Annotated in this window: 14 protein-coding genes; 8 read left to right on the top strand and 6 right to left on the bottom strand. The window is 63.8% G+C overall.

Annotation, left to right across the window (positions count from 1 at the left end):
* Positions 1 to 73: 73 nt before the first annotated feature.
* A complete protein-coding gene (locus EC845_RS03365) occupies positions 74 to 820 on the bottom strand; it encodes a sulfite exporter TauE/SafE family protein (protein WP_123295786.1) in 747 nt (248 codons plus the stop codon).
* Between the two features lie 92 nt (positions 821 to 912).
* Between EC845_RS03365 and EC845_RS03370 the strand changes: the two genes are divergently transcribed.
* Positions 913 to 1,824, top strand: a complete 912-nt coding sequence (locus tag EC845_RS03370; protein ID WP_123295787.1) for a LysR family transcriptional regulator — start codon at positions 913 to 915, stop codon at positions 1,822 to 1,824.
* A gap of 56 nt (positions 1,825 to 1,880) precedes the next feature.
* On the opposite strand, the gene EC845_RS03375 is transcribed toward EC845_RS03370, so the two are convergent.
* On the bottom strand, positions 1,881 to 3,212 hold the full coding sequence (locus EC845_RS03375) for a type II toxin-antitoxin system HipA family toxin (RefSeq protein ID WP_123295788.1): 1,332 nt from the start codon (positions 3,210 to 3,212) through the stop codon (positions 1,881 to 1,883).
* Entirely contained in the window at positions 3,209 to 3,544 is a 336-nt protein-coding gene (locus EC845_RS03380) for a helix-turn-helix domain-containing protein (RefSeq protein ID WP_123295789.1), read from the bottom strand. Before EC845_RS03380 ends, EC845_RS03375 begins: the two co-directional genes overlap by 4 nt.
* A 317-nt stretch (positions 3,545 to 3,861) precedes the next feature.
* Between EC845_RS03380 and EC845_RS03385 the strand changes: the two genes are divergently transcribed.
* Both EC845_RS03385 and EC845_RS03390 read left to right on the top strand, forming a co-directional pair.
* The gene (locus EC845_RS03385) at positions 3,862 to 5,265 is read left to right on the top strand and encodes a putative DNA modification/repair radical SAM protein (RefSeq protein WP_123295790.1); all 1,404 of its coding nucleotides are present in this window, start codon (positions 3,862 to 3,864) and stop codon (positions 5,263 to 5,265) included.
* 47 nt (positions 5,266 to 5,312) lie between these two features.
* Positions 5,313 to 6,260, top strand: a complete 948-nt coding sequence (locus EC845_RS03390) for a TIGR03915 family putative DNA repair protein (protein WP_123295791.1) — start codon at positions 5,313 to 5,315, stop codon at positions 6,258 to 6,260.
* 197 nt (positions 6,261 to 6,457) lie between these two features.
* On the opposite strand, the gene EC845_RS03395 is transcribed toward EC845_RS03390, so the two are convergent.
* The gene (locus EC845_RS03395; RefSeq protein WP_148077232.1) at positions 6,458 to 6,682 is read right to left on the bottom strand and encodes a hypothetical protein; all 225 of its coding nucleotides are present in this window, start codon (positions 6,680 to 6,682) and stop codon (positions 6,458 to 6,460) included.
* A 324-nt stretch (positions 6,683 to 7,006) separates the two neighbouring features.
* On the opposite strand from EC845_RS03395, the gene EC845_RS03400 reads away from it, so the two are divergent.
* The 4 genes from EC845_RS03400 (at position 7,007) to EC845_RS03410 (ending at position 9,518) form a co-directional block, all read left to right on the top strand.
* On the top strand, positions 7,007 to 7,726 hold the full coding sequence (locus tag EC845_RS03400) for a PAS domain S-box protein (RefSeq protein WP_123295793.1): 720 nt from the start codon (positions 7,007 to 7,009) through the stop codon (positions 7,724 to 7,726).
* 342 nt (positions 7,727 to 8,068) lie between these two features.
* On the top strand, positions 8,069 to 8,509 hold the full coding sequence (locus EC845_RS03405; RefSeq protein WP_123295794.1) for a GreA/GreB family elongation factor: 441 nt from the start codon (positions 8,069 to 8,071) through the stop codon (positions 8,507 to 8,509).
* 320 nt (positions 8,510 to 8,829) lie between these two features.
* Positions 8,830 to 8,982 carry a hypothetical protein gene (locus EC845_RS22270; protein WP_158615601.1) on the top strand — a complete coding sequence of 51 codons (153 nt, stop codon included), beginning with the start codon at positions 8,830 to 8,832 and terminating at the stop codon, positions 8,980 to 8,982.
* Positions 8,979 to 9,518, top strand: coding sequence for a hypothetical protein (locus EC845_RS03410; protein WP_123295795.1), 540 nt, complete (start codon positions 8,979 to 8,981; stop codon positions 9,516 to 9,518). Before EC845_RS22270 ends, EC845_RS03410 begins: the two co-directional genes overlap by 4 nt.
* Positions 9,519 to 9,557: 39 nt before the next feature.
* Here the strand turns inward: EC845_RS03410 and EC845_RS03415 are convergent, their stop codons facing one another.
* Both EC845_RS03415 and EC845_RS03420 read right to left on the bottom strand, forming a co-directional pair.
* Positions 9,558 to 10,322, bottom strand: a complete 765-nt coding sequence (locus EC845_RS03415) for an NADPH-dependent F420 reductase (RefSeq protein WP_123295796.1) — start codon at positions 10,320 to 10,322, stop codon at positions 9,558 to 9,560.
* Between the two features lie 182 nt (positions 10,323 to 10,504).
* Positions 10,505 to 11,098, bottom strand: a complete 594-nt coding sequence (locus EC845_RS03420) for a TetR/AcrR family transcriptional regulator (protein ID WP_199739712.1) — start codon at positions 11,096 to 11,098, stop codon at positions 10,505 to 10,507.
* A 120-nt stretch (positions 11,099 to 11,218) separates the two neighbouring features.
* On the opposite strand from EC845_RS03420, the gene EC845_RS03425 reads away from it, so the two are divergent.
* Positions 11,219 to 11,977 carry an SDR family oxidoreductase gene (locus tag EC845_RS03425; RefSeq protein ID WP_123295797.1) on the top strand — a complete coding sequence of 253 codons (759 nt, stop codon included), beginning with the start codon at positions 11,219 to 11,221 and terminating at the stop codon, positions 11,975 to 11,977.
* Positions 11,978 to 12,232 lie beyond the last annotated feature (255 nt).

A 12,232-nucleotide genomic window follows, 5' to 3' on the forward strand; every position in this document is an offset into this window, starting at 1 on the left:
GGATAAGACAATCAATCGCCTTGCCAAAGGGCACGATCGATGCCACGGCTCTCGCCGTCACCTGCCCGCGGCATCAGAAGAAGGGCCGGGACGCCAGCTCCAGCCCCAGCAGCACCAGGAACGACAGAAAACACCGCCGAAAGATCCGCGGAGAAATGCGCGTCCGGATGGCCTGGCCCACCCCCATGCCGACCAAGGCGGGAACGATTGCCAGGGCCGACAGCCCGAGCTGGTCGAGCCGAAACCCGCCCTGCGCCAACAGCCCGGCCGCCAGCGCAACGGTCGATACCGTGAAAGACAGGCCCAGCGCCTGCACCAGCTCTTCCTTGTCGAGTCTCAAGGCCTGCAGATACGGCACGGCCGGCATCACGAACACCCCGGTCGCGCCCGTGACCACCCCGGTGAGCAGACCGACGAAAGGCGACAGCCAGGGCTCGGCGCGCGACGGAATCGACAGTGCCGGCGACACCAGCGCATACACGGCATACACCACCAAGGCGATGCCCAGAGCCAGCCCCGACCACAGCGGATCGACACGCACCAACAACCCCGCGCTGCCCACCGTACCCAGCATGACAGCCAGCATCATGGGCCAGAAACGCCTCAGCAACTGCGCCGTGGCCGGACCGCCGAGCAACTGCCAGATGTTGGTCACGAGCGACGGCATCACCAGTATCGCCGCCGCGCCCGCCGGCGCCATGCTCGTGCCGAGCAGGCCCATGGCGACCGTCGGCAGCCCCATGCCGGTGACCCCCTTGACCAGCCCCGCGGTCAGGAACGTCAGTGTCAGCATCAGCAGGAAAAGAGGAGATTCGTTCATGCCCTGATTGGAACGTGACAAACCGCTAGGCACAATGCGGTTTTTGCACATCACCCTTCGGATTTCCCGAAGGGTGGCAATGAGGTGTCACCATGCGGCTCGATCTTGCAGACCTCCGACTCTTTCTCTGCGTCGTCGATGCCGGCAGCATCACGCAAGGCGCCATGCAGGCCCATCTGGCCCTGGCATCGGCCAGCGAACGGTTGCGCAGCATCGAGGCCGATGCCGGCGTCGCACTGCTCGAGCGCCATGCCCGCGGCGTGGTCGCCACGCCAGCCGGTGAAGCGCTGGCCCATCATGCACGACTGATCCTGCGCCAGCAGGCCTTGCTCAAAGGCGAGCTGCACGACTTCGCCACCGGGGCACGGGGCACCCTGAACCTGTATGCCAACACCGCTGCGCTGACGGCGTTTCTGCCGCCCCGGCTTGCGCCCTGGCTGGCCGGCCGGCCACGCCTGCACGTCGAGCTCAAGGAACGCACCAGCGCGGAAATCGTCGCCGCCCTCTCGGCCGGTCTGGCCGAAGCCGGCATCGTTTCCGATGCGGTCGACGCCCGCGGCCTGCATCTGCATCCCGTCGCCAAAGATCACCTGGTGCTGATCGCCGGCCCGGACCATCGTCTTGCACGACACAGCGCGGTCGCTCTCGCCGATGTGATCGACCAGCCTTTCGTCGGCCTGGCCCCCGGCAATGCCTTGCAGGATCACATCGACGAACAGGCGCGCACGGCCGGAGGTCCGCTCGCCTTGCGCATCCGCATGAAGACCTTCGAAGGACTGTGCGAGATGGTGGCCCACGGCATCGGCCTGGGCATCGTGCCTCAGGGCATCGCCAGCCGCTATCGGCGTCGACTGGGTTACCAAACGCTCGCTCTCACCGACGACTGGGCCCGCCGCCGGCTGTGCCTGTGCTTCGGTGACTGGGATGCCCTGTCGGCCCCCATGCAGAGCCTGTTGGCGCATCTGGGCGCCCCGCCCGCCGGCGACGGCCGCTCCCCGGCATGAAGGCCTTCGTCCGGACAGCGGCCGTGGCATGACCGCGATGCCGCACCGGCGGCCCCCTACCGACGGGCCACCCGCCCCGCTTGCCGGTTGACCAGATCCCGCCGCATGGCAAGGTGAAGGCGGGCCGCCAGGCTCTCGGGCACACCGGCCCGATCGGCATGCGCCATCCAGTTCTCGACCTGCTCGTGAATGCCTTCGATGATGTCGCGCGCCTTCGCGGGCTTCATGCCGCAGAAGGCGCCGAACTGCAGGAGGTCGTCGAGCTCGAAGTGGTCGCGTTTGCCATTGAGGCTCATCTGGTGCTGCTGCGTCCAGCTGCCCGCCGGGTTGTAGGCATAGCTGACATCGAAAGCGGGCGACAGCCGCCACTCGCCCTCGCGGTTCATCAGGAAAGCGATGTTCTTGACGTGATCGTCCTGGTTGCGGATCAGCACGTTCAACACCGCACGCCGGAACTGCTGTTCGACATCGAACGCCGGCAGTTGCAGTTGCCGGATCGTCTCCACGGCCTGCTCGTAGGCATATGCACCGGCCGCATTGAAGTCGAAATGCCGCAGGGCCGCGAGCGACTGCATGTGCAGCTTGCGGCCGTTCGCATCCCGGTCGAATCGCCGTGTCATGAAATGCGATCGCCCGCCCTCGCGATGAATCCGGCAGACGCTCATGTCGATGCCCGCAGCGACCGCCAGCAAATAGAAGCCGTATTCGATCAGGCCAAAGCCCTGCGGATCGGCCAGCTCCTTGTCGCGGTTGTTCGAGATCCCGTCGAACTTCATCAGCCAGTACGCATAACCCTCGCCGGCCTTGACCTGCCCGGAACGGAACTCGCCGGTCGTCTCGTTCCACGCCAGCACGGCCTTGGCCCGCGCGCCGCCCGCAGAGGTGCCGACACGCAGGATGTCTTCGAGCGTTTCGTGATCGTCCTCGCCCTTCAGCACACCGGCGAGTTGCCCGCGGTGATTCAGCACGTCGTTGGCCAGCCGGGTCAGCGCGTCGATCTCGACCTGGCGCGAACGGCGTGCCCCGCTGAACAGCACCGGATGAAACTCGAGTGCCCCCATGCCCCGCGTGCCGATGTAGCACAGGCGCTCGACCGGATTGAAACTGCCCGCCGACCGGCCCTGCGCCACCAGCCACGCATCGATCAGCGCGTTGCCGAACTTGTCCGGCAGCGAATCCGCCAGCAGGCCCGGCAAGCCCTTGAAGGCGTCCTTGGGCAGGGCGGGAAACTCGTAGGGATGGGCCGCCGTCGGCATCGTGATCGGTGCCAGCTGGATCGGGCTCCTTGCAAAATCCGGCATGTACTGAAAGACCGCGACCTCGCGATCCGCCAGCCAGCTCACGGCCCCGATGTCCCGGCCCCACAACCGAACGGTCGCGTCCGTCATGCCTCGTCCTCTTCGCCCCAGGCCCAATCGGTCGCCTTGGCCGGCACGGCCTTCTCACGCGCACGGCGGCGCTCGCGGCCGCCATGCCGCACGCGCTCGACCGGCCGCACCTCGGGATCGGGCAACACGGCCGACAGCCGCTCGTCCAGGCCCAGCGCCCCGAGGACACGCAGAAAAGTGTCCAACGAGGTGTTTTCACCCGCCTCAAGACGCTTGATGCTGCTCACGGAAGCCCCCGCCTCGCGTGCCAGCGTGGCTTGAGTCAGATTCCGGCTCAAGCGCAGCCTGGTCAGACGCTCACCGATCTCGAGCAGATATGTCTCAGCAGCCAAAAGAACTCCTTAAGGACTCATATATGAATCATAAAAGACAATTATTTGAATTATGGAGTCATATATGAAGCCAAGTCAATAACCTAAAAATAGGTTTCATATATGATCTCTTAAAAATCAAAAAACAAGACAAGAGTCCATAAACGAAACTTTATATCGACTCATATCGATGAATCCCACGCTCGCTGCAATGCAGGGCCGTGGCCATACGCCGCCGATGGCCCTGGGCAACCCCGCTGCCCGCGCCCGTTTCAGGCGGGGTGGAATCGCCGCCATCATAACTGGACAAAAAACCAGCATGACTGTACATTCCAACAGTGGACAAACATCAAAAACTCGCCATCCTGGCCGACGCAGCAAAATACGACGCCTCGTGCGCTTCCAGCGGGAGCGAGCGGCGCGATTCGGTGGGCGGCCGCGGCATCGGCTCGACCGAAGGCATGGGCATCTGCCACAGCTATGCACCCGATGGCCGCTGCATCTCGCTGCTCAAGATCCTCCTCACCAACTTCTGCCTCTACGACTGCCTGTATTGCGTCAATCGCGTCAGCAGCAATGTCAGACGCGCCCGCTTCACGGTGCACGAGGTGGTGGCGCTCACGCTGGATTTCTACCGGCGCAACTGCATCGAAGGACTGTTCCTTTCCAGCGGCATCATCCAGAGCCCCGACTACACCATGGAGCAAGTGGTGGAAGTCGCACGGGTGCTGCGCGAAGACCATGACTTTCGCGGCTATATCCACCTCAAGACCATCCCGGACGCATCGCCCGAACTGCTGGCCCGCGCCGGCCGCTACGCCGACCGGCTGAGCATCAACATCGAGCTGCCGACCGCACAGGGCCTGAGCGCGCTGGCCCCCGAGAAAGACGCCACGGCCATCCGCGGCTCCATGCAGCGCATGGCCCTGCACATCGACGAGAACCGCCAGCAGCGGCTCGAGCAGAGTCCCGCCGGCGCTTCGCCCATGCCCGCAGGCAGCGGCACCGGCAACCGTGACGCCACCACCGGCCGCCGCACCATCCCCATCGTGTCGATGCCCCAGCGCACGCGACGCGCAGCCGCCCCGCGTTTTGCGCCCGGCGGACAAAGTACGCAGATGATCGTGGGAGCGGACGCCAGCGACGACCGCACCATCCTCGCCACCAGTGCCAGCCTGTACGGCGGCTACCGCCTGCGGCGCGTGTACTACTCGGCCTTCAGCCCGATTCCCGACGCCGCCGGCGGATTGCCGCTGGTCGCCCCGCCGCTGATGCGCGAGCACCGCCTCTACCAGGCCGACTGGCTGATGCGTTTCTACGGCTATCGGCACGACGAAATCGTGCCCCCGCGCCCGCTCGACGAGCAGACCGAAACCCCCAGCGGCATGCTGTCGCTCGAAATGGATCCCAAGCTGGCCTGGGCCCTGGCCCATGCCGAGCGTTTTCCGGTCGACCTCAATACCGCGCCGCGCGAGCTGCTGCTGCGCGTACCCGGCCTGGGCGTGCGCAGCGTGGACATCCTGTGCGCCTCGCGCCGGGTGCGCGCCCTGCGCAGCGACGATCTCCAGCGCCTGCGCATTCCGCTGCGCAAGGTGATGCCTTTTGTGGTCGTGGCCGATCACCGCCCCGCCCGCAAGCTCGATGTCGCCGCCCTGCGCCAGACGGCCCTGGGTGGTCCAGCCGCCCGTCCCAGCCCGCGCCGCACCCTGCCGGCACCGGCACGGCAAGCCTCGCTGTTCTGATTCCCGGCAGCCTCGACGCCACGCCATCCGCATCTTATGCGCACGCCATGACCCTCCACACCCTTCAGCTCGACCACGCCACCGACTGGCCCGGTTTCCGGCGAGCCGCACGGGGCCTGCTGATGCAAGGCATCTCACCCGACCAGGTGCTGTGGCAGGTCGCGTCGGACCAGGGCCCTGCCGATCTGTTCGCAGGCACACCCGAGCCGGCCGACACGCGGCCAACCGGCTCCGACACGGCCGGTTGGCCGGTCTCCAGGGCCCCGTCGGATTCGGCCTCGGAATCCGCTTCGTCCCTGCGCTTCCCCAAGCCGATGATCGAACTCTGCCAGGAAGCGCTGCTGCACGAGGATCCTCTGCGGCTGGGGCTGATCTACCGCCTGCTCTGGCGTCTGCAGCGGGAACCCACGCTGCGTCACGACCCGCTCGATGCAGATGTGCAGCGACTGCAGCTCATGGCCCGCGCCGTGCGGCGGGACATGCACAAGATGAAGGCTTTTGTCCGTTTCCGTCAGGTCGAGCGGCAAGGCCAGCCCATGCTGCACGTGGCCTGGTTCGAGCCCGGCCACCACATCGTCGAAGCCATCGCCCCGTTCTTCATGCGGCGTTTCACCGCCATGCACTGGGCCATCCTCACGCCCCGGCGCTGCGTGCACTGGGATGGGCGTACCCTGGCCTTCACCGACGGCGCACGCCGGGACGATGCCCCACCGGCCGATGCAGGCGAAGCCCTCTGGCTGGTCTACTACGCCAATATCTTCAATCCCGCGCGGCTCAAGCTCGCCATGATGCGCCGGGAAATGCCCACCAAATACTGGCACAACCTGCCCGAGGCCAGCCTGATCGGCGAACTCGCTGCCGGCGCGGTCGAACGCAGCGGCCGCATGCTCGAGGCCGAGCCCACCCTCACCCGCCGCCGCCTGCCGCGAGCCGGCCTAGACGAGCCCTCGCCCGAACGCGCTTCTCCCGCCCCCGCTCACAGCGTCCGGCGGTAGAAACCCGTCAGCTTGTCCATGGCGGCCTGCACATACTGCGGAACCCAAAGCTTGCCAGGATTTCGGACGCATGCCCGCCGCGCCCGGCCACCGCCGGAAACAATGCGTCACCCACGGTCTGTACGGCCAGCGGAATAAGCAGCGTCGAGGACACTGCCGACCGAACGCGATGCATGAACGAAAAGGATGGACGCGGTCTACGAATCGGCGCTGTTTTTTTGCTTTTTCAGGCCCAGGGCGCTCAGCGCCGTACCGACCACCAGAAACACCACGCCGACGATCAGGAACGTGATGTTGGCCGTCGTCACGCCCAGTACGGTAAACGGTAGGCCCGTGCCCAACATGGGCACAGCACTGATGCCAAAGACTTTGGCGTTCGATCGGGGTGTTTTCTCCATCCCCAAATCATAAACCGTCGTCATGCCGGGCCCCGTGAACCCAGCCAGCGATAACCGTCCAGCCGATCGTCGGCCAATTGGAGTGGATACTCAGCGCACAAGAGCGCCACCACCGGCAATGCTTGTTACGATACTGGGCCTTCGACTGCGCCAAGAGCACCACTCACTCATCAGCCTGTCGATGGCATCCTGCGTTCCGGAGCCCGCGCTCCAGGGCCGCGCGTCCGATGCATCGATGCACCGGGAGCGGCCAGCGTCAATTGTTTGAAAATATTCTTGTATGTTTCGGTGGAAGTACCTCAACTGGGCCCCCTTCGAGCACGATGCAGGTGACCAAAAGAGCCTGTGATGGACGACGCAACAAAAAAACCCGAGGCGGTTGCGCCTTTCAGCGATTTTGGCGACCTCATGCTCGATGCCATCTGCGCGGTCACCGCAGAAGCGATATGCGTCTCGGCCACCGGTGCCTGCGAGCGCATCTTCGGCTACACACCTGAAGAAATGGTCGGCAAATGCATGCTCGACCTGGTGCATCCAGACGACCTCGACAGAACCGAACAGTCCATCGACCGTGTCATGGACGGTTACCAGCAGCGCTATTTCGAGAACCGCTACATCCGCAAGGACGGCTCGGTGGTCTACATCAGTTGGTCCGCGACCTGGTCCGAAGAACGCCAGTTGCGCATCGGCGTTGCCCGCGACATCACCGACCGAAAGTTCGACGAGGGTGCACTGGTCACTTCGCAATTGCTGCCTGAGAATCCCTCATGGTGGCGACTGTCGGCCAGCCCGCGCCAGCTGATCTCTTCGAACGGCGTGGCGATCAATCTGTCCGAGCAGGACTACATCGTGCTGCGCGTGCTCATCAGCGATGCCGAATGCGTCACGCGGCGCGCCATTGTCGAGGCCATGGGCAAGGATTTCCTGTCGTACGACCAGCGCCGGCTGGATACGCAGATCAGGCGCCTGCGCAGCAAGGTGCAAGAGGCCTGCGGCCGCATGCTGCCGGTCAGTACCCTGAGGGCCAAAGGTTTTCGTTTCTACGAACCGGCCCGAATCGACGACTGACCCAAACGAGGCGCGATCGCTCACCGGGATCGCGCAGGCCGTTTTTGCCGTTGCACCCAAATCGGGTTAGCATGGGGCTCTTGCCCATGAACGCCCTTTTCGTCACCTGCCGGTCCACGACCCCTGTCCGCGCCGCCTCTCCAGGCCGCGCGGCACGCTTCGTTCACCGCCTGCTGGCCGCACATTCCTAGGCCCGGCGGTCATCTTTCTTCCACGCTCTGCGCGTGGATATCGCCGGGCTCGGTTTCCTTTCTTTCTCACTCAGACGCCCTGCCGAAGGCAGCGCCGGCCAGGCCGGCGCGCCCCGGCACGCGTTCCTCTTTTTTCGATCGAGATCACACCATGTCAGACCACGCCATCGCCGCGACCCCCCTCACCCAACGGACCATCACCGAGCTCGACCAGGTTCGCCTCGAGAAACTGCTCGACGCACACGGCACGCCCGAGCCGCTGGGCGACAACCCGGCACTCGACGAACTGATCGACCTGGCCCGGATCGTGCCCTCGCAGGCCGTGCCGCCCCAGGTGGCCACCCTCAACAGCCGGCTGCAGGTGCAGCAGTTGTCGCCCCTGGGCAGCGAGCAAGAGATCACCCTCTGCTGGCCGCAGGATGCCGATGCCGCACGCGGCGCCATCTCGGTGCTCTCGCCCGTGGGCACCGCCCTGCTCGGCCTGAGCGAAGGCGACACCGCCGCCTGGCGGCAGGCCGACGGCCTGCTCGCCCAGGCCCGGCTCACGCGGGTGTTGTATCAGCCCGAAGCGAACGGCGAATACACACGCTGAGCGGCCCCGACGGGCAGGGACGGCATCCAGCCGTCGCCGTTCTTGCCCGCACCCCATGCGCGTGCCACAATCCACGAATCCCGAAAGGGCTGGTGCTTGAAAACACCTGATACGTAGCGGTGCAACCTCCCCGAAGCGAGGTTTTGTCACGTCCAGATTGGCCGATGGCGCGTCTGCGCGCCATCCAAAATTTATGGACGGGATGGGTCAGTCCGTAAGGCTGGCCGCACGGCTACGTACGTGTTTTCAACATCCCGTCCACCCGCTTTGCTTGAAAACAGGGCGCGTGTGGCTTCAAGTCTCACGTAGGAGCCTCCACCATGGTGACATCCGTCATCTTCAATGCCAGCCACCGTGCTGTGCCTGCCCCGCCTGTACAAGGCAAATCCGTCGCCTCCACACTACCCGCCGCCAACGCTGACAACAGCGTCGCGATGGCTGTCTGCGCCTTCCAAAATGGAGGCGCAGCATGACCCACACCACTCAACCAAAACCGCCCACACCCGCCGCACAGAAGCTCTCCGATAACGATCTCTGTGCTCTGATCGAAGCCGATCTGAACCGCCTCACCGGCACGCTGTTCGTGATCGGTCATTTCTTCGAAGGCGCAGAAGCAGATGCCTTGCTACAGGCGCAAGAACACATCATGACCATGATCCGGCACGCCGCCAAAGTGGCCGATCGTGTGGTCACCTACTCGCAGCACGGCGTGCATCTCATGTCGGGTGCCGCGCAGGAAGAGATCATGCAGGCTGCGGGCATTCTCGCCAGCCTCGAGGTCATGACGCGGACGACCGACCAGGACAGTTCCGCATCCGACGCGGTGATGAGCAGCACCCTCGATGCCGCGCGTGACTGCATCGACCGCGCCCTTGCGCTGATGAGCCCGGACAGCAGTGAAGGCGTTCGGTATCAAGGGGTGTTTGCGTTGGAGACATGGCACGCACAAGAAAGCGAGTCTGTCGGGCTATCCCTCGCCAACGAGGCTCGCAGCGTCAGAGGGCGGTAACGGCAATAGCCTGCCGCCCCCACAGGCTGATCGACCGGTTCAGGATGCCTGTTCGCCGGCAACAACGACGTTGACCGCACGATTCGCGGCGACGATATCGGCGTGGGTGGGAGTGGGTCCGAGTCTGGCGAACAAGGCCGGCATTTGATCGCGGATCGTGGCCGCAACGCCAGGAGCAGCCGCAGCCAGGGCCTTGCGCATGGCCTGCGCATCGTAGTCGCAGCAATACGCAGGGGTTGATGGCTGCTGGCGCCAGGACTCGGCGAGTGTGCCCGCATCGACCGGATCGAAGCCCGTCTGATTGACAAGTTCCATGACGATGACCTTGGAGCGCAGGTCATCCCCGGCCACAGCGACGGCAAGACGGCCGGGAGCCCCCTCCGATTGTCCCAACTCTGCGAGTGTGTGGGCCAGCACGTTGTTGAACGCCTTGACCACAGGACGCCCGATTTGCCGTGCGACCCACAGGCTTTCAGGACTTCCTTCATCGATCTCCGGAATGTGCGGGTCGCGCAGGTCCGGGTAGTAGTTGCCGGTGTCGACGACGACGGCATCGGTGGCGACCGCATCGAACAAATCCGCCGGCAGCGACTGGACGGCTGGGAGCGGAATGGAAAGGACGATGACGTCGGCACCCTTGACCGCTCCGCGAACGTCTACGGCTTGCGCACCGATCTCGTCTGCGAACTGACGAACGCCATCCACGCCCCGAGAATTGGCGACGCTGACCTCATGGCCTGCTGCCAGCAGCTTGCGAGCCAGGGACGCGCCAATGTTGCCCGTTCCGATGATCCCGATTTTCATGCTATTTCTCCTTAACAGGCCAGTTGAAGAGGGTCATCAATTGCCAACTGTGTGCGGCGAAAGGCTCGCTGCGGTTCTCAGAATGAAACAACCTGATCGACTGCTTATGCCCTGGGCCGGTCGATGCAGGCGCTCATCGAGTGGGCCGAGACGATGTGCCGACATACTGAACACAAAGCCGGCTAAGCAGCGGGTTTGAGCGGCGCGCCCGCGCGCAGTCCCGCCATCACGAAATCGATGAGCCAAGTCAGACGCGGCCGCCAATCTTCCTTGAAATCGATCTGCCATATCCCTGCTATCGCCAAGAAGAAATCATCGGTGGTGATACCGGCACGGATGGTCCCTGCTCTTTCATTGGCATCGAGCAGTAACTGAGCGGCGGCGATAACCGGGGCGTAGCCGGTCTTGCCCTTGCAGTCCTGCGTGATCGATACTTCGCGGATTGCGTTGGCCAGACCCGCCTTGGTCATGGCGTACTCGGCAAGGCGACTCATCCATTCACGCAAGGCTTGGTCGGGCTGACGCGTGTGGAGAAGATCCTCCGCAAACTTGGCGACCTGAAGCATCTCGTAGCGATAGACCTCTATCACCAGACTCTCCCGTGTCGGGAAGTGCCGATAAAAGGTGCCTTGCCCTACGCCAGCCTTCTTCGCGATCGCGCTCAGTGGCACGTCTGCGGAAACGGTCAGCTCCGCAAGTGCCACCGACAGGATGCGTTCGCGATTTTGTAGCGCGTCAGCGCGTGACGGGCGATCCGTTTTGAGTGGCTGCGCCAAATGTCTTCCTTGCCGAAGGGTTAAATTTTTGCCAAACGGACAATTGTCCGTTAATCTTTGCCGATCGGACATCTGTCCGTTTGTCAGCATCTTACCCTTTTCATCGATCCGGAGAGACACATGAAGACCTCAGGCAATACGATTCTCATCACGGGCTCCACCTCGGGCATAGGGCTCGGGCTAGCGATACGTTTTCATCAGGCGGGCAACAAGGTGATCGTCGCAGGCCGACGCAAGGCGCTGCTCGAGCAGATCACGACCGATCACCCGGGTATCGAAGCGATCGAACTGGACGTGGCCGACGCCCAGTCCATCGTCCAGGCGAGCGAGCTGGCCGCCGCGCGCTACCCTGACTTGAATGTAGTCATCAACAATGCGGGCATCATGTTGAGCGAAAAGGCTTTGGAGCCTGATTCACTGAAGAGTGCGGAAGAGTCCGTTGCGATCAACCTTCTGGGCACCATTCGCATGACCTACGCGTTCTTGCCCCAACTCGTTCTGAAAAGCGACAGCGTCATCATCAACGTCAGCTCTTCATTGGCATTTGTTCCCTTCCCCATCGCCATGACCTATAGCGCCACCAAAGCGGGCGTCCATGCGTTCACCGAGGCCTTGCGCGTTCAGCTCGCCGAGACTTCCGTGCGCGTGATTGAGCTGGCGCCCCCTGGCGTGCGCACGATGTTGTTTGGTCAAGAAAGTGACGACCACGCCATGCCCCTCGAAGACTTCCTCGACGAGACGCTTGCCCTTTTGCATGGCAAACCCACGCCCAAGGAAATCATCGTGGAACGCGCTAAATTCTTTCGAACGGCCCAAGCCACGGGCAACTACGACCAGGCGCTCGACATGCTTTCCGCATGGCAGCCACGGACTGAGTGAGTCGATCGACTCGGGTGTCGCTCGCTCTGCGCATCGGCCGTACAAGAGACGAGCCAACCGCTGTTCGACTCACCCTCCTCGTTTTCAGGTACACCACGCCACGCAGCCAAGAGGCAGGGCGCCTGAGACAGGCGCAAGGTATTCGATGCCAACTGGATTTTGACGCGGTTGTAGAAGAGGCACGCTCCGTATCCTTGCTCGATTCGACAGTTCTTTGTGTAAAGAGCCTCTGTCAGGGGGCGGCACGTCGTCAGT

It is taken from the genome of Comamonas sp. BIGb0124 (genome assembly GCF_003752175.1).
Taxonomy (GTDB): domain Bacteria; phylum Pseudomonadota; class Gammaproteobacteria; order Burkholderiales; family Burkholderiaceae_C; genus Comamonas_F.